Here is a 16,650-nt window from a genome sequence, read left to right on the forward strand (position 1 = left end):
GGTTCTCCTACACCAAAATTAAAGCAGGGTTTTCAACAAACTGCTTAAAGCTGGCCAAGAATTTCGCCCCAACTGCGCCATCAATAACTCGGTGATCGCATGACAACGTCGCTGTGACAATCTCACGAACCACTACATTGCCATTTTCGACAACAGCGCGAGATTCCGAAGCACCTAATGCCATAATTGCACCTTGCGGTGGGTTAATAATGGCATCGAACTGTTTAATGCCTAACATTCCTAAATTTGAAATGCTAAAGCTACCACCCTGAAACTCGTCAGGTTGTAACTTGCCAGTCTTAGCACGAGTTGCCAAATCACGCATGTCATCGGAAATTTGTGCCAACGATTTTTGATTTGCAGCTTTCACAATGGGTGTAATTAAACCGTTTGGAATCGCTACGGCCACCGAAATATCCGCTTGAGAGAACTGTAAAATTGATTGAGTCGCCTCATCAAATTGAACATTCACCTCTGGTACTTTAATCAGCGCGGCGGCAGCTGCCTTAATTAGCATGTCATTAATAGAAAGTTTGACTTGTGGAACAGTCTCATTAATCTGCTTACGTAGTTTTTGCAAAGCTTCTACGTTGAGATCGACCACTAAACGGAAATGCGGTGCGTTACGTTTTGCAGCCTGTAACCGTGAAGCAATCGCTTTACGCATCCCATTCATCGCCACCGTCGTAACGGTTGATTGTGGTTGGGCTGCACATTGTACAGGTTGTTCACTTACCGACACTGGGTTATTACGATAGTAAACTGCCTCAACATCTTCTTTACAGACACGGCCACGAGTACCTGAAACACGGCAGTCATTTAGGTTAATGCCCCATTGTTTTGCTAAACGGCGTGCTACAGGCGTCGCTAAAATTTGGCTATCATCAGCTGTAGATTTAACCACTTTAGTTTGAGTTTGCTGCTTAACATCAGGCCACTGACCACCAGCAGCCTGTACAGTCTTCTGGATGTCTTGAACACTAATACGTCCTTCACGACCAGAACCTGTGACTTTTGCCAAGTTTACATTGTGCTTTTCTGCAAGCTTCAAGGCATGCGGTGTTGCAAACAAATCATCAGATGTTTGATAACCTTGTAATGACTCGGGTACAGCATAGTCACCTTTAGCGACCTTTGCAGGAGCTGAAGCACTAGCTGCTACAGTCTGTGGCTGTTCTGCTTTCTCAGCAATAGGTGCAGATGTTTCCGCTTTACTTTGTTCCGAAGGTGCTTGAGCTGCTGAACCACCTAATGATGCGATAAACTTTTCAATTTCTGCATCAGAAACTTCACTATCAGCACATACGGCAATAAGACCACCAACAGGTAAAGTATCACCATCTTTCGCTAAAATTTTACGGAGCGTTCCAGCAAAAGGCGCTTCTAACACATTGACGATTTTTGTGGTTTCAATTTCACAAATTTCATCGCCCTTATTAAAGCTATCACCCTCTTTAATCAACCATTGGGCGATCGTGCCTTCTTCCATGGATAATCCCCATTTCGGGATCTCCAGCGTTTTAATTTCGCTCATCCTAAGCCTCCAATGTTTTTCGCACAGCTTGCTCAATACGCTCTACACTTGGAATCCATTCTTTTTCTAAAACTGGAGAGAATGGAACAGGCGTATGTGGTGGTGTTACGAGTTCAACAGGTGCTTTCAAATAGTGGAAACCTTTTTGCGCGATCAGTGCAGCCACATCATGACCAAAGCCACAGCGTGCTGCTGATTCATCCACAATAACCACACGCCCAGTCGATGCAACAGACTCTAAAATTCCTTCTTCATCAAGAGGTGAAATTGTTCGAGGGTCGACCACTTCAACTGAAATACCATCTTTTGCAAGTTTGTCTGCCACTTCATTAGCGCGATGTACCATCAAACCTAAAGCAATAATGGTCACGTCTGTCCCTTCACGGGTGTAATTTGCTACACCAAAAGGAATGGTATATGCATCATCTGGAACTTCGCCTTTAATGTCATAAAGCATTTTATGTTCACAGAACACTACAGGGTCATCATCTCTAATAGCCTGAATTAACAGCCCTTTCACATCATATGGGCTAGATGGAACTACAACTTTTAAGCCCGGAACCGCAGCAAATACGTTATATGGTGACTGAGAATGCTGAGCTGCCGCAGAGAAACCTGCGCCAATCATGCCACGTACAACCATTGGTGCTTTTGCTTTTCCGCCAAACATATAACGGAATTTAGCGGCTTGGTTATAGAGCATGTCATGACACACCCCATAGAAATCCATAAACATTAAATCGGCAACAGGACGTAAACCTGTTGCTGCAGCACCAGCAGCCATACCGATAATTGCAGACTCGGTAATTGGCGTATCAATAACACGTTCCGAACCAAATTCTGTCCATAAACCTTTGGTTACGCCCAATACACCACCGAAACCTTCTAACTGGTTTTCTTCAGTGTTTTTACCGCCGTGCCCACCGCGAACATCTTCACCAACAACAAATACGGTTGGATCACGGCGCATTTCTGATTCAATGGCTTCTTTAATTGCATTACGAAAACTTTTATTTGGCATCTTTACTATTCCTTTAGTAAGAGACATAGACGTCAGTAAGGAGTTGTTCTGGTTTCGGATATGCCGCAGCACGGGCTTTAGCAACGGCATCATCAACATTTGCCTTTGAAGCTGCATCAATCTCGTCTAGTTTGGCTTCATCAATTTTGCCTTTGACTTTCTCACGGAAAATTTTCAAAGGATCTTTATTTTCTTTGATGAACTCGACTTCTTCTTTAGAACGAATCAAGCCAGGATCACCTTCGAAGTGGCCATAAAAACGGTTTGTGATGGTTTCAATCACGCTTGGACCTTCACCACGGCGCGCGCGTTCAATGGCAGTTTGAGCGGCTTCATAGACGGCAAAGAAGTCTGTACCATCAACTTTAACTGCCGGTAAACCAAAGCCTGCTGCACGACCAGCAATGTCTTTGCTTCCTACAGCGTAATCATGACCAGTTCCCTCACCAAAACCGTTATTTTCAAAAACGAAAATCACAGGAAGTTTAAGAACAACAGCCATGTTCATCGCTTCAAAAGTAAGGCCTTGGTTTGAACCACCATCACCTGTAAAAGACAGTCCGACGCCACCAGTCTTTAAAGTTTTCGCTGTCAACGCTGCACCAATTGCTAAAGGAGGCCCACCACCCACAATCCCGTTGGCACCGAGCATACCTTTATCTAAATCGGCAATATGCATAGAACCGCCTTTTCCACGGCATAGCCCGTCATCTTTACCGAAAATTTCCAGCATCATGGCGTGAATATCACAGCCTTTTGCAATACAGTGTCCATGTCCACGGTGTGTTGAAGTGATATAGTCTTTGTCGGTTAAGTTTTCGCAAATCCCGACTGCTACAGCTTCTTCTCCGCTATATAAGTGAATAAAGCCTGGAATATCACCATTGGTATTTTCTTCATGAAGTCGATCTTCAAATTCACGAATATCACGCATGCGTTTATACGCTGCGAGTAATTGCTCTTCCGTTAATTGCATATCCTTTTCCTTTATTATCTTGATTATTAAAAATCAACCAAGTTTCAGCGAGTGTTATATATTTCGCTATAAATAATAAAGCTCAATTTAATTTAATATGCTATTAGACTAAAAAGTTTTAAATAAGTTTTTTAGCTATTAATTTTTATTTATCACAAGCTTACACCGCAAAAATAAAATTAAAAAATTTTAATTCATTTCATATACTTGTAAAACAAACCTTTAACCAACCTTTATTAATTTATAATATTTGCTGTGCACTATACGCATTAATAAATTCTTTATTTCTTATTTATAGAAATAAGGTTTTTTATTATAACCAGTCTAGTTGAAAATTTATTTAATATAAAATGGAATTTTATATATGGACTTAAAAAGGCAAATAGAGACAGGTATTAAGTTAAGAGGAATAGATAAAGTTTCTCGTATTCCTATTAAAATTTTACCTACCGAAGAACTACCTAAAAAACCTGAATGGATTCGAGCAAAAATAACTGATTTCGAAGAAATTAAACGTATCAAAAATTTATTACGCCAACAAAAGCTACATAGTGTTTGTGAAGAAGCCGCATGTCCAAATCTACCTGAATGTTTTGGTGGTGGTACGGCAACATTTATGATTATGGGAGATATTTGTACAAGACGTTGCCCTTTCTGCGATGTAGCACATGGTCGTCCAATGCCTTTAGATGAAAATGAACCTAAACATCTAGCTGAGACGGTCGCTAACCTAAACTTAAAATATGTAGTCATTACCTCTGTAGACCGTGATGATCTACACGATGGTGGTGCAGCACATTTTGTGAAGTGTATTGAAGAAATCAGAAACCGTTGTCCAGATACGCTGATTGAAATTTTAGTTCCGGACTTTCGTGGCCGTTTAGAAACAGCACTCTCTACCTTAAGCTTATCACCACCCGATGTGTTTAATCATAATATTGAGACAGTGCCGCGTTTATATAAAGCGATGCGCCCCGGTTCGGACTATGAGCATTCGTTAAATTTATTAAAACGTTTTAAAAAATACTGTCCTGATATCAAAACTAAATGCGGCCTAATGGTAGGGTTAGGAGAAATTGAAGCTGAGGTTATTGCTCTACTCAACGATTTAAAAGATCATGATGTAGATTTAGTGACTATTGGACAATATTTACAGCCCTCTAAATCACATGCCCCTATTCACCGTTTTGTGAATTTACAAGAATTTGAAAGATACACTCAGCATGGCCAGCGTTTAGGCTTTAAAAATATCTGGAGTGCGCCAATGGTCCGTTCTAGCTATTTTGCCGATCGGCAATATTTCGGTGAATCTGCACCAAAGCCATTTTCAAGAGAGGATGTTTTGTCATAGGGCGAGGCGAAATAACAAAACTTACCCAATAGGATAATAGTCAAACCGTTTAAAATTATTTAAGGTAAATGAAATAACGAGGAAATAGTCACAATAAGAAAGCTAAACCTGTTGAGCGGCCACGGATACGCCATTTCAACGATAAAGGAACTTCGATATGGATATGTCAGAACAATTATCATCGCCTTTAATAGACACTAGTCCGTCCTTATTTCGGTCGGAATCCTCATCTCATTCTAAACAATTAGGAAAAAAACCATCACTTGACCTTGAAGCAGCACCTTTGTTTGATCTGGGTGAGGAATGGGAACACTCATTATTTGGTCGTTCGATTCACGAGTGCCATCGCAACTTAATGCATATTGCCGAAGATGCCGATATGGCCATTGGTGTGACCGATCCTCATGGTACTCTACTTTGGACATGGAGTAGTCACCCTATGCGCTCATCGGCTGAGCAAGTCCACTTTGTTGAAGGTGGTCAGTGGTCTACTCAGGCAGTAGGTCAAAACGCCATTGGTCTAGCATTAAATACACATTCTGCAAGCTGTGTTTACTCACATGAAAACCAAATGAATAGTGTCAGAGACTGGGTCTGTTATGCAGCCCCAATAACTGATGCAAATACAGGTCAGTTTTATGGAATTATGAATTTATCGACTAAATATCAAAAACATAATTCACTTGGAGTTTTAGCAGTAGAGCGTTGTGCTGACATTGTTAAACAAGCAATTCAACTTCATCAGAAAAATATCCTATATATTAAAGCTTTCGGCACTCCTAAAGTTCAATATAACCAACACAGCCTTACATTGACTCAACGTCAAATTGAGATTCTGTGCATCCTAACCCTTTGTCCCGAAGGAATTAATCTTGAAGAACTTCACTATGCTTTATATGGTGATCGGCCTGTAAGTACCACCACTTTAAAAGCAGAACTTTCTCAACTCAGAAACCTAATACCTGACGTTATCGAGTCGCGACCATATAGACTTAACTGCGAAATTCAATGTGATTTTTTAATGGCCGAACAAGCCTTAAACCTTGGTTTTACATCAACTACGCTTACACTCTATAGAGGAAGTTTCTTAGCTAAATCAGAAAGTCCTTTTTTATGCGCATGGAGAGATTGTTTTGATGCTCGTTTGAGTCATGTGATTTATCAAATTGAAGATATTGATCAATTATTGCGAGTAGTCAGTCGTGTACCAGACCGTGTAGATGCTGTTGAGCGTTTACTTGAATTATTACCCGAAGAAACACCTTATCGAACTAAACTCTTAAAGTTGCTCGAATAAAATAAAAGGGAGAATATCCATACGATATTCTCCCTTTTTAAGGCTAGATCAAGCAGAGGCTTGAAGCTGTACCCTATAGCAGTCGTCCAAAGCTAATTCATAATATCGCAGCCCTTCTTCAGCAGCATGAAATGCTTTTTGCTGCCAGTCAGGACGGTCATTACATAAGCGTTTAATCAACTCCATAGCTTCATATGGATGAAGATCATCGTAATGTGCATGAGCGCGCAACCAAGCTAAAGAACGCTTATCAATCGTGACGTCAGGGTGGTCTGTATAAGCATGAATACCTTTATAGACCTGAATAGACCAGTCGCCTGTCGCCCATTCAATTGCTAAATTGGTCGCAGCTAAACATTCAGCTAAATTACCACGATGACTCATATTCCATAAAAAGTGATTCACCGCATTCATTGCAGCTGGGGGCCGCACGCTATCAAGCTGGTCTACAGTTAACCCAAAACCTTTCGCCCAATCACGATACCACTGTAAATGGCGTTCTTCGACTTTAATATTTTGAATTAACCAATCTCGTGTTTCTGTTACACCCGGTTCAGCAAAAGCAGTCGCCTTAGCTAATGCACCAGCCATATATGACGGGAAATGTGCAACCAGTGGATAGAAATTAAGTAAAGCATAACGGAAACTTTCTAGGCTCAATCCCCCATTGGCCATTTCAGTAAAAAACGGATGTTTACTCACCCGCTCCTTAACCGGTAAAAGATCATCCCAAAACCGCTGAGACCATTCATTATGCGCTGTAATTTCTAAACTCATTCCATATTGATTTAAAGCAGTCATTGCTAATTTTCCTATTTATATGACAGCAATCATCTGTACTTCACGGCTATAAGTCTATCCGAAAATGATAAAGATACAATCTTTAATCGACCATTAGTAATTTTTTCTCAAAGGTTTTGAATCTTTAGATAATTGTGACGCTAATCATTGAAATGTCGTGATTTTTATCACAATAAGGACCTATAAAAATCATTACTTTTTTAAAAAATCTGTATTATTATTTTGAATAAACCACACAATATATAACCAATATTTTTAGATGGAACTTTAATAAAACAAGTCGCATTTTATGCCAACTTCCAATATAGAGAGCATTAATTATGAAGTTGCAAGGTTCCAATATATTGGGACAGGAACAAATAGATTTATTAACCACACGCGGATTAAATTTCGTATGGTTTCCAAAGCAACTTGAAACGATCTACCGTTTTCAATATCAAAATGGTGCGGCCTATGAGTTCCGCTATAGAGCACCTATTATTTTAATATTATATTTATTTTTAAGCTTTGGTATATACCAAGTCTTACCAACCGACCAAGTTTTATCCTGGTTAAGCTATTATTCTTGGGTAGGTATAATTGTTTTAATTGCATGGATTTTATCGTTTATTAAAAAATTAAATCAGTGGTTTGATTATTATGTCGGAATTGGCTCTGCTTCTGCTGTTGCTATCACCTTTATTTTAATTAACGTTTTAGAAAATGGCCAAGATAATGTACTTTTTCATGCAGCAATGATGTATGCGATTGTGATTATCTACGGTGCGGTAGGTATGCGTTTTTATACTGCGATCATTGCAGGATGGGTCGGCGGTTTGGTTGGTATTTTAGTCAGTACTTATGTGAAAGGTGACATAGATTGGACCTTTTTGAACCGCACATATACGTTTAGTAGTTTCTTAGGAATGACACTTGCCTATGCTACAGACCGTCAGCACCGAGAAAACTATTTACAAAACTGTATGATTGAGCTCAACCGTATTGAACTCATGCAACAAGCGCAGCAGTTGTCTTTACTTTCACAGCAAGATGCTTTAACTGGACTTGCTAACCGACGTTATCTTGATGAAACACTAGATAATGAATGGCGCCGTGCACTACGCCATGAAACACCACTGACTATTATGATGGTGGATATCGACTTCTTTAAACCCTATAACGATACCTTAGGACACCTTAAAGGCGATCAGTGCTTAAAAGATATTGCTACAGCAATTTCTTCAATTGCTGCTCGTAGTGGAGATTTAGTTGCCCGTTATGGTGGTGAAGAATTTTTACTTCTCTTCCCTATGACCAATGCTCAGCAAGCTCAAATTCAAGTCGAAAGATTAATGAACGCAATTAAAAAAATTGCCATTGTTCATCCATGTAGTAGCGTTTCACCAAACGTAACCATTAGTGTGGGTGTGGCAACCACAATTCCACGTTTAAATGATTCAATTTCTGCCTTTGTTAGCCGTGCAGATCATGCACTCTATCAAGCAAAAACAAATGGTCGCAATCAGTATCAAGTTGCTGTAAATCAAGAACAAATTGTAGATTTAACTTAATTATTCATAGGTCTTCTAATTAAAAAATTGCGCTCAATAACAATAAAAAAGCCACATACTTTGAGTTATGTGGCTTTTTTACGTCAACCAAGTCTCTATGGTTCAATTGGTGCAAATGGAGGAACAACATCTGCATTTTGAGCACGATTTCGCAAGAAATGGTCCATTAAAACTATTGCTAACATTGCTTCAGCAATTGGAGTTGCTCGAACGCCCACGCACGGGTCATGACGGCCTTTAGTTAACACATCAGTATCTTCACGATTTAAATTAATCGTTTTACCTGGAGTTGTAATACTTGCAGTCGGTTTTAGTGCAATCGCCACACGAATAATCTGGCCACTTGAGATACCACCCAAAATACCACCAGCATGATTCGCCAAGAAGCCATGACTCGTCAATTCATCACGTGTTTCATGGCCAAACTGACCTGCTACAGCAAAACCATCACCAATTTCAACACCTTTAACCGCATTAATACTCATCATGGCATGTGCAATATCAGCATCTAAACGGTCAAAAACAGGCTCACCCCAACCAACAGGAACTTTCTCAGCTAAGATTTCTAGCTTAGCACCACAGCTTGTACCTTGTTCACGTAAAGACGTCACCAATGCTTCAAAACGAGGAACAGCATCTACGTCGCCACAGAAAAACGGATTATTTGGAACTTCATTCCAATCGAGTTTTTCAGCAACTTCGTTACCAATTTGAGTAACATGACCACGAATCAAGACACCAAATTTTTCTGCTAAATATTTCTTCGCAATAGCACCAGCTGCAACACGCATAGCAGTTTCACGAGCACTTGAACGGCCACCACCACGATAATCACGGAAACCATACTTTTGTGTATAAGTATAATCCGCGTGACCCGGTCTAAAGGTTTGCGCAATATTCCCATAATCTTTCGATTTTTGGTCAGTATTACGAATGAGTAAACCAATTGGTGTACCTGTGGTTTTACCTTCAAATACCCCTGAAATGATTTCAACTTGATCAGGTTCTTTACGCTGGGTAGCAAATTTCGATGTACCAGGCTTACGGCGATCCAAATCTATTTGCAGATCTTGTTCAGTTAATGCAAGGCCTGGTGGCACTCCATCAACAATTGCCATTAAACCAACACCATGCGATTCACCGCATGTGGTTACACGAAAGAGTTGTCCAATAGTGTTCCCTGCCATACGTACAACTCCTTAAGCTTGTTCTGCAAATAATTTTCTATAACGACGACATTGTTCAGCAGTCAAAGCAAAAATACCTGAACCACCTTTTTGGAAAGTAAGCCAGTTAAACTCAACAGTATTGAAGTTCTGACGCATAGCCCATTCAGAGTTACCGACTTCAATTACAATTAAACCATCTTCTGTTAAATAATCTGCCGCTTGAGCTAACATTTTACGAACTAAGTCTAAACCATCTTGTCCTGCTGCTAATGCAAGTTCAGGCTCATGCAAAAACTCTTCCGGTAAGTCAGCCATATCTTCGGCATCAACGTACGGCGGATTACTTACAATTAAATCGTACTGATTTTCAGCTGGAATTTTGGCAAATAAATCAGATTCAAGTAATGCAACTTGATATTGCTTATTGTGATGTTCAACATTAATCGAAGCCACTTCTAAAGCTTCTTTAGAAATGTCTGTTGCATCTACTTCAGCATCTGGATAAGCATAAGCTAAAGCCACTGCAATACAGCCAGAACCTGTACACATATCTAAAATACGTTGTGGTGTCTTAGGCTTGGTATTTTCTGGTAAGTTGTTGAGTGCTTCACGCATTTGACCATTTTCATCTAAACAATACGGCGCAAAACGTTGCTCAATTAACTCTGCGATTGGTGAGCGAGGAATAAGTACACGCTCATCGACATAAAATGGCTTATTGAAGAAGTAAGCTAAATTTAATAAATAAGATGTCGGAATACGGTCGTTAATACGACGCTCCAACAAACTTAAAAATTCTGCTTTTTCACTTGGTAAAAGCTTAGCATCTAAAATTTCTGCGTCTGCTGACCATTCAAGAGATAAGGTTTGTAAAACTAATGCAGAGCTTTCTGCAAAATAATCTTCAGTACCTTGTCCTAAATGTGCATCATGTTGACGTAATGCTGTTACCCCAAAACGAATAAAATCTCGAATTGTTGATAAATTTTCAGCAGCTTCCTGTAAATGTTCAGGGCTAATCGTCGGTCGCTCCACTTAGGCGTCTCCAAAGGCAAATTTTGCAAAGTGACTATTCTACTGAGTGAGACAAAGCAACGCAACGCTTTGCCTTATGAACCAGTGTTTTACATATCAATCTATAACAATCACACGTTAAAATCAGAATACTTTGTTTTAATTAAGAAATAATGAACTTTATAAGTAGCGCAATATGTAGTCTCTGAAACAAAAAAGCGGCCTTTAAATACTGACCGCTTATCAACTCTAGTTGACTTAAAGCTTAAGCTTTTCTGCAACATAGTCAGAATCTTTATCACCACGACCCGACAGATTCACCACAATCATGGTTTCTTTCGGTAGCTTTGGTGCTTCGCGAATTGCCCAAGCCACAGCGTGTGAGCTTTCAAGCGCAGGAACAATCCCTTCAACACGCGATAATGTCATAAAAGCATCTAAACATTCTTGATCAGTTGCAGTGCTATATTCCACACGTCCTAAATCTTTTAAGAAACTATGCTGCGGTCCAACACCTGGATAGTCCAATCCTGAAGCAATAGAATGCACTGGTAAAGGTTCACCAACCTCATTTTCAAGTACATAACACGCCATGCCATGAATTTGGCTTGGTTTACCTAATGTTAGGGTTGCTGAGTGCATATTGGTATCTAACCCATGTCCAGCGGGTTCCACCCCAACCAGTTTTACATCTGAATCATTTAAAAATGCCGTAAAGGCACCAATCGCATTTGAACCACCACCAACACATGCCACCACATAATCTGGATTTTTTCCAAAGCGCTGATGTGTCTGATCTTTAATTTCATTGCCAATAATTGATTGAAAATCTCGAACCATTTTAGGAAATGGATGAGGACCAACCACAGAACCAATTGCATAAATAAAGTTTTTAGGGTCTTTTAAATATTCTTCAAACGCACTATCTACAGCATCTTTTAAGGTTGCTGTACCACGAGTGACTGAAACTAAATGAGCACCCAAAATTTTCATTTTGACCACGTTTGGATGTTCTTTTTCAATATCAACTTGCCCCATATGAATTTCACATGGAATACCCACTAGAGCACAAGCCGTTGCTAAAGCCACCCCATGTTGACCCGCACCCGTCTCGGCAATGACTTTCTTTTTGCCCATATACTTAGCAAGTAGAGCCTCACCTAAACAGTGATTGATTTTATGGGCACCGGTATGATTTAAGTCTTCACGCTTTAAATAAATTTGCGCGCCACCTAACTGCTCAGAAAGACGTTTTGCATGAAATAAAGGACTTGGACGTCCTACATAATTTGCAAAGAGGTCTGATAATTCATTTTGAAATTCTGATGTATGGCGAATTTCTTCATAAGCAACATTAATTTCATCCATTGCTTCTTTTAAATGCGGAGGAATAAATTGACCTCCATACTCACCAAAAAATCCTTGTTCATTCGGCAAAGCAATACCATTAATTTGATGTTGCATATCATCCCTCTTTTTAAATTATTAAAGTTATCAAGTTTATCGAGAAAGGTAACGCGTCAGATCCTCAATGCCTTTTAGGGTCATTGGGTACATATGGTTTTCAAAAATCTCTTTAATCCAACCAATCGTTTGAGTGTAATGCCAATACCCTTCTGTTTCAGGATTTAACCATGCTGTTTTATCAAAATGTTGACGTAGGCGACGTAACCAAACCTCACCTGTTTCATCATTCATATATTCAACCGAGCCACCTACCGATTTCAGCTCATACGGTGCCATACTGGCATCTCCCACCACAATTACACGATAGTCGCGTCCATAAGTATGGAACAAGTCCCACGTATTCATGCGGGTTGCTGTTCTTCGGTAGTTATCTTTCCAAACATAGTCATAAAGACAGTTATGAAAATAAAAGTATTCAAGCGTTTTAAATTCTGTTTTAGCCGCGCTAAATAACTTTTCACATTGGGCAATGTGTGCATCCATCGAACCGCCCACATCGAACAACATGAGTACTTTGATACGATTTCGACGCTCTGGCACCATTTGAACGTCAAGAATACCCTGCTTAGCCGTTTCCCGAATTGTTCCGTCAACATCTAGCTCTTCAGCTGCACCTTGGCGAGCAAATTTGCGTAACCGTCGCAAAGCAATTTGCATCTGACGAGTACCAAGGACTTGGTCATCATCTAGGTTTTGGTATTTACGCTGCTCCCAGACTTTAACCGCCGAACGCTTACGACCCGGCCCACCAATTCTGATGCCTTCTGGATGGTCACCAAAAGCGCCAAAGGGTGAAGTTCCACCTGTGCCAACCATACGGTTACCACCTTGGTGTTTTTTATGCTGCTCGCGTAGACGTTCCTCTAGCATTTTCATCAGTTCTTCTAAAGAACCTGCTTTTTGAAGTTCAGCTCTTTGCTCTGGTGTTAAATGCTTTTCGAGAAGTTCTAAATCAAACCAGTCTTTTGGTAGTTTATGGACTTGCTTGAGTAACTCATCGATATCAAAGGTTTCTATGCCATCAAAGTAATCTTTCATGGCACGATCGAACTTATCAAAAAAGCGTTCATCTTTAACTAAAATTGTTTTAGCAAGTTGATAGAACTCTTCCTGATCGGCAAAAACTAAGCCTTCACTCACCGCACGATTTAAGTCAATGAGTTCACGAGTTGTAACTGGAACACCATATTTTCGTAAGGTGTAAAATAACCGCACAAACATGGGTTATTCCCTCCTTTAACGTCGTGACATGAAAGCCAAACGCTCAAGCAGTTGCACATCTTGTTCGTTTTTAATGAGTGCGCCATACAAAGGTGGAATCGCTTTTGATGTATCTCGATTACGTAGTACATCTTCTGGCATATCATCTGCCATAAGCAGACTTAACCAATCGATCAGTTCAGATGTAGATGGGGGTTTCTTCAAATTAGGAATTTCACGGAGTTTGAAGAAAACTTGAAGCGCTTCATTTACCAAAGTTGCAGAGATATTTGGGAAATGTACCGAGATAATTTCACGCATAGTTGCTTCGTCTGGAAATTCGATGTAGTGGAAGAAGCAACGACGTAGGAACGCATCTGGTAATTCTTTTTCATTATTTGAAGTAATAATTACGATTGGACGTTGAGTAGCCGTAATCGTTTCGCCTGTTTCATAAACATAAAAAGACATCTTATCAAGTTCATGTAACAGGTCATTTGGAAACTCGATGTCCGCCTTATCAATTTCATCAATTAAAAGCACACAGCGCTCTTCACTGGTGAAGGCTTCCCACAGTTTACCGGGCTTAATATAGTTCTTAATATCGTAAACACGATCATCACCCAATTGACTATCACGCAAGCGAGACACAGCATCGTATTCATATAAGCCTTGCTGTGCCTTAGTTGTTGACTTGATGTGCCAAGTGATGAGTTTTAAACCAAGACTTTCTGCCACTTGCTCAGCAAGTAAAGTTTTACCTGTACCCGGCTCGCCTTTAACCAATAAAGGCTTTTGCAAGGCACGAGCTGCTTTTACAGCAAGTTTAAGACTATCAGTCGCGATATATTGATCTGTACCGGTAAAATGTTGGGTATCAGCAGACATGTAGAGACCTTATTTTTCTATTTCAATGGTTAGATGGAACGCATGCTTTTGTTTGTTGTATATTTTGACCAACAATAGCCAATAACCAAACCTAGACCGATTACAAATAGAATTAAGGATAAATTTGACCAGATTAAAGGACTGTCTTTAGTTAAAACACCAAACAGTAGTCCAAAAATAGCTGGTGCTACAGATGCATTCGGCCCTTCCGAAACGGTTGGCGTCACCAAAATAGCAAAAACAACTAACCAGCTTATTGCACCAAAAGTAGCAGGTAAGCGGCGCATTAAACGCCACCAACACCACAAGGCAATAATAGCGCCAACGCCATAAGCTGTTAAAGCAATGATCTCTTCAGGAATTGCATCGAGAGAAGAAAGTAATTGATTTAAAACTCCAGCTTGATCTTCACGCACCACGTAAGCCCTCTGGTTCAACTGCATTTGGGTTAATTAACCCTTCTGGCGGCATCTGAATAAAGAAACCTTTTGTTTGTAATGAGTCTAGAACATGTAAAACATTTACACGCGCTAATTTACGTGTTGGAGCCAATTCTAAATGCATGACAAGCGTTGCACGACCAAATGCTTGTAAAACAGCTTCTGGAACTTTTTCAAACGGATCGGTTTGCTCCGTATCATCAGGATAGTTTGGACGAGCAATATAAATGTACATTTCATCTTTTTTGCTCGATCTATAAATATCACAGTGCATTTCAAATCAACTCTTGAACTAAGGACAGCATACATGAAAAAAAACAACAGACACACGCAGGTTTGTTTACGCATCAGTCGTTTTTTCTTTTCTTGCGAAATATTAACCCACAACAATCATCAAGGTCGATAAATAACTTTTAATTTTCTAAAGTTTTAAATTTTTCAACCTTTATTAAGCTGTTAATTTTACATAAAAAATCTTTTTATTTACTTTTATAAAATGAAAAAATTACATTTTAAAAACAATAAAACTTGGCCTAAAATAGATTGTACTCAGCTTAATTTATTGAAAATAATAAATTTAATTTAACTAAAATTTAAAACAAGTTCTAAATAAGATTCAACTTATGCATACAGGATAAGACATTATTTAACCGATTTTAAATTCGGATGTGTTTCAATAATAGAAGATCTTAAAACAAAATATGGAGGTCTATGCTATGTCTCGTGGCGATAAATCATCTTATACAGCAAAGCAAAAGCGTCAGGCTAAACATATTGTTGAGAGTGAAGTAGATAGAGGTCATTCTCAAGAAGAAGCTGAACGTATTGCATGGTCTACCGTCAATAAACAAGATGGCGGTGGCAAGAAAAAATCACATTAAAATTACCACTGGATACTTCTTTGGTTAACTTGATGACTAAAGAAGTATCCTACTAATAAGCTAAACAAAGATTTTAAAAGACTCTTGAGCTCTGCATATAGTCATTACTCACCTGATTTAACGCATTCAAAATTATGCTGTCATCTTGAGTAAGTAAGGCTTTATTTAAATGACTCATGTAATTCATTAACGTTTCTTTAGAAGCTTGCGCAAACTCGGTAGCCACTGCTTCATCTTCATATAAGATTACATAACTACGAGCAAACCCATAAATGAGATAAGTTGCTGCTTTTTCATTTAAATCTGAAGATTGCTTGAGATACTGCTCACACGCATTTTTTAAGTTTTTAAATGCATCTGTACCAGTAGATTGATTTTTGAAAGATGAAAGTATTGCTTGGAAGTTCATATCCATATTCCACTCAAAAAGTAAAGCTACAGAAGAAGCACAAACCTGTCAAACAATATATTGATTTTTATAAATTTAGATTGTAAAAAATTATAAGAAACGCCCTAAAGTATGGGCGTTTGATTGCACAAAAGTTTAGAAACTAACTTCAATATTGACCGTTGTACCAGACTGTTCAATATTGGTTGAAACATTGAAACCTCGCGTCTTTAGCTCTTCCTCTACCTGTGTAATATGTTCAGGATGCAAAGCATCTATTGGAAATTGAAACACTGCTCGACGTTTACCTTCTTTCGAGATTTCCTCAGTTCCAGTTAAGATTTTTTCCAACAATATTGCTTGATCTATTTTGACATCTTTAGCATTTTTTCTTGCCTGTTCAGCATTAAAATTATTAGTCATGTTTATCTCTCTAGTTATTAGTAACTTTCATTTATAGCATAAAAAATTAATCTCAATATTAACTTATTATTGATTTTAAAAACTTTTTACGGCTGTACAAATAAAATTAGAGGCCTCCTCTCCCCGAGAAGGCCTCTATATTTCTGCACCGAAACAAACTTATAGTTATATATTGTTTATTTTGAAATTGTTTTTCTTGCTGCCAAGAATATACAGACCTGTATGTATACGCAATTGAATTTTTCTCACG

At 39.0% G+C, this 16,650-nt stretch carries 17 protein-coding genes; 4 read left to right on the forward strand and 13 right to left on the reverse strand.

Features of this window, described 5'->3' with window-relative positions; genetic code table 11:
* Positions 1-7: 7 nt before the first annotated feature.
* From ACH8JV_RS14530 to ACH8JV_RS14540, 3 genes are read right to left on the reverse strand one after another with little or no spacing between them, the layout of a single operon-like run.
* Positions 8-1,534 carry a 2-oxo acid dehydrogenase subunit E2 gene (locus ACH8JV_RS14530; protein WP_001289739.1) on the reverse strand — a complete coding sequence of 509 codons (1,527 nt, stop codon included), beginning with the start codon at positions 1,532-1,534 and terminating at the stop codon, positions 8-10.
* A gap of 1 nt (position 1,535) precedes the next feature.
* Positions 1,536-2,555, reverse strand: coding sequence for an alpha-ketoacid dehydrogenase subunit beta (locus ACH8JV_RS14535; RefSeq protein WP_001133053.1), 1,020 nt, complete (start codon positions 2,553-2,555; stop codon positions 1,536-1,538).
* Between the two features lie 13 nt (positions 2,556-2,568).
* Positions 2,569-3,531 (reverse strand): thiamine pyrophosphate-dependent dehydrogenase E1 component subunit alpha, encoded by a 963-nt coding sequence (locus ACH8JV_RS14540; protein ID WP_001177517.1) that lies wholly within the window; start codon positions 3,529-3,531, stop codon positions 2,569-2,571.
* Between the two features lie 364 nt (positions 3,532-3,895).
* On the opposite strand from ACH8JV_RS14540, the gene lipA reads away from it, so the two are divergent.
* Complete coding sequence (gene lipA / locus ACH8JV_RS14545) at positions 3,896-4,882, forward strand: lipoyl synthase (RefSeq protein WP_396522053.1); 987 nt, start codon at positions 3,896-3,898, stop codon at positions 4,880-4,882.
* Between the two features lie 157 nt (positions 4,883-5,039).
* Positions 5,040-6,179, forward strand: coding sequence for a transcriptional regulator (locus tag ACH8JV_RS14550; protein WP_069119330.1), 1,140 nt, complete (start codon positions 5,040-5,042; stop codon positions 6,177-6,179).
* A 48-nt stretch (positions 6,180-6,227) separates the two neighbouring features.
* On the opposite strand, the gene ACH8JV_RS14555 is transcribed toward ACH8JV_RS14550, so the two are convergent.
* Entirely contained in the window at positions 6,228-6,980 is a 753-nt protein-coding gene (locus ACH8JV_RS14555) for a TenA family transcriptional regulator (protein ID WP_396522055.1), read from the reverse strand.
* A gap of 320 nt (positions 6,981-7,300) precedes the next feature.
* Between ACH8JV_RS14555 and ACH8JV_RS14560 the strand changes: the two genes are divergently transcribed.
* Positions 7,301-8,530 carry a GGDEF domain-containing protein gene (locus tag ACH8JV_RS14560; RefSeq protein WP_396522057.1) on the forward strand — a complete coding sequence of 410 codons (1,230 nt, stop codon included), beginning with the start codon at positions 7,301-7,303 and terminating at the stop codon, positions 8,528-8,530.
* A gap of 95 nt (positions 8,531-8,625) precedes the next feature.
* Here the strand turns inward: ACH8JV_RS14560 and aroC are convergent, their stop codons facing one another.
* The 7 genes from aroC to ACH8JV_RS14595 all read right to left on the reverse strand — a co-directional run bounded on the left by aroC (position 8,626) and on the right by ACH8JV_RS14595 (position 14,982).
* A complete protein-coding gene (gene aroC, locus ACH8JV_RS14565) occupies positions 8,626-9,717 on the reverse strand; it encodes a chorismate synthase (RefSeq protein ID WP_396522059.1) in 1,092 nt (363 codons plus the stop codon).
* 12 nt (positions 9,718-9,729) lie between these two features.
* Positions 9,730-10,734, reverse strand: a complete 1,005-nt coding sequence (prmB, locus tag ACH8JV_RS14570; RefSeq protein WP_396522061.1) for a 50S ribosomal protein L3 N(5)-glutamine methyltransferase — start codon at positions 10,732-10,734, stop codon at positions 9,730-9,732.
* Between the two features lie 237 nt (positions 10,735-10,971).
* The gene (gene trpB, locus ACH8JV_RS14575) at positions 10,972-12,177 is read right to left on the reverse strand and encodes a tryptophan synthase subunit beta (protein WP_396522063.1); all 1,206 of its coding nucleotides are present in this window, start codon (positions 12,175-12,177) and stop codon (positions 10,972-10,974) included.
* A 36-nt stretch (positions 12,178-12,213) separates the two neighbouring features.
* Positions 12,214-13,401 carry a VWA domain-containing protein gene (locus ACH8JV_RS14580; RefSeq protein ID WP_396522065.1) on the reverse strand — a complete coding sequence of 396 codons (1,188 nt, stop codon included), beginning with the start codon at positions 13,399-13,401 and terminating at the stop codon, positions 12,214-12,216.
* Between the two features lie 15 nt (positions 13,402-13,416).
* On the reverse strand, positions 13,417-14,268 hold the full coding sequence (locus ACH8JV_RS14585; protein WP_001271636.1) for a MoxR family ATPase: 852 nt from the start codon (positions 14,266-14,268) through the stop codon (positions 13,417-13,419).
* Positions 14,269-14,297: 29 nt separating this feature from the next.
* The gene (locus ACH8JV_RS14590; RefSeq protein WP_249668227.1) at positions 14,298-14,684 is read right to left on the reverse strand and encodes a hypothetical protein; all 387 of its coding nucleotides are present in this window, start codon (positions 14,682-14,684) and stop codon (positions 14,298-14,300) included.
* Positions 14,677-14,982, reverse strand: a complete 306-nt coding sequence (locus tag ACH8JV_RS14595) for a YcgL domain-containing protein (protein WP_396522067.1) — start codon at positions 14,980-14,982, stop codon at positions 14,677-14,679. The genes ACH8JV_RS14590 and ACH8JV_RS14595 overlap by 8 nt, the downstream gene beginning before the upstream one ends.
* Before the next feature lie 442 nt (positions 14,983-15,424).
* Between ACH8JV_RS14595 and ACH8JV_RS14600 the strand changes: the two genes are divergently transcribed.
* Complete coding sequence (locus tag ACH8JV_RS14600) at positions 15,425-15,589, forward strand: hypothetical protein (protein ID WP_000086293.1); 165 nt, start codon at positions 15,425-15,427, stop codon at positions 15,587-15,589.
* A 73-nt stretch (positions 15,590-15,662) separates the two neighbouring features.
* Here the strand turns inward: ACH8JV_RS14600 and ACH8JV_RS14605 are convergent, their stop codons facing one another.
* The gene (locus ACH8JV_RS14605; protein ID WP_396522069.1) at positions 15,663-15,998 is read right to left on the reverse strand and encodes a hypothetical protein; all 336 of its coding nucleotides are present in this window, start codon (positions 15,996-15,998) and stop codon (positions 15,663-15,665) included.
* A 135-nt stretch (positions 15,999-16,133) separates the two neighbouring features.
* On the reverse strand, positions 16,134-16,400 hold the full coding sequence (locus tag ACH8JV_RS14610; protein ID WP_263613656.1) for a hypothetical protein: 267 nt from the start codon (positions 16,398-16,400) through the stop codon (positions 16,134-16,136).
* Positions 16,401-16,650 lie beyond the last annotated feature (250 nt).

Source organism: Acinetobacter sp. ABJ_C5_2 (assembly GCF_044538485.1).
GTDB lineage: Bacteria > Pseudomonadota > Gammaproteobacteria > Pseudomonadales > Moraxellaceae > Acinetobacter > Acinetobacter nosocomialis_A.

What these genes read in the sequence shown, in the direction of transcription:
- ACH8JV_RS14530 (WP_001289739.1), bottom strand. Translation starts at nt 1,534, where the DNA reads ATGAGCGAAATTAAAACGCTGGAGATCCCGAAATGGGGATTATCCATG.
- ACH8JV_RS14535 (WP_001133053.1), bottom strand. Translation starts at nt 2,555, where the DNA reads ATGCCAAATAAAAGTTTTCGTAATGCAATTAAAGAAGCCATTGAATCA.
- ACH8JV_RS14540 (WP_001177517.1), bottom strand. Translation starts at nt 3,531, where the DNA reads ATGCAATTAACGGAAGAGCAATTACTCGCAGCGTATAAACGCATGCGT.
- lipA (WP_396522053.1), top strand. Translation starts at nt 3,896, where the DNA reads ATGGACTTAAAAAGGCAAATAGAGACAGGTATTAAGTTAAGAGGAATA.
- ACH8JV_RS14550 (WP_069119330.1), top strand. Translation starts at nt 5,040, where the DNA reads ATGGATATGTCAGAACAATTATCATCGCCTTTAATAGACACTAGTCCG.
- ACH8JV_RS14555 (WP_396522055.1), bottom strand. Translation starts at nt 6,980, where the DNA reads ATGACTGCTTTAAATCAATATGGAATGAGTTTAGAAATTACAGCGCAT.
- ACH8JV_RS14560 (WP_396522057.1), top strand. Translation starts at nt 7,301, where the DNA reads ATGAAGTTGCAAGGTTCCAATATATTGGGACAGGAACAAATAGATTTA.
- aroC (WP_396522059.1), bottom strand. Translation starts at nt 9,717, where the DNA reads ATGGCAGGGAACACTATTGGACAACTCTTTCGTGTAACCACATGCGGT.
- trpB (WP_396522063.1), bottom strand. Translation starts at nt 12,177, where the DNA reads ATGCAACATCAAATTAATGGTATTGCTTTGCCGAATGAACAAGGATTT.
- ACH8JV_RS14580 (WP_396522065.1), bottom strand. Translation starts at nt 13,401, where the DNA reads ATGTTTGTGCGGTTATTTTACACCTTACGAAAATATGGTGTTCCAGTT.
- ACH8JV_RS14585 (WP_001271636.1), bottom strand. Translation starts at nt 14,268, where the DNA reads ATGTCTGCTGATACCCAACATTTTACCGGTACAGATCAATATATCGCG.
- ACH8JV_RS14595 (WP_396522067.1), bottom strand. Translation starts at nt 14,982, where the DNA reads ATGCACTGTGATATTTATAGATCGAGCAAAAAAGATGAAATGTACATT.
- ACH8JV_RS14600 (WP_000086293.1), top strand. Translation starts at nt 15,425, where the DNA reads ATGTCTCGTGGCGATAAATCATCTTATACAGCAAAGCAAAAGCGTCAG.
- ACH8JV_RS14605 (WP_396522069.1), bottom strand. Translation starts at nt 15,998, where the DNA reads ATGAACTTCCAAGCAATACTTTCATCTTTCAAAAATCAATCTACTGGT.
- ACH8JV_RS14610 (WP_263613656.1), bottom strand. Translation starts at nt 16,400, where the DNA reads ATGACTAATAATTTTAATGCTGAACAGGCAAGAAAAAATGCTAAAGAT.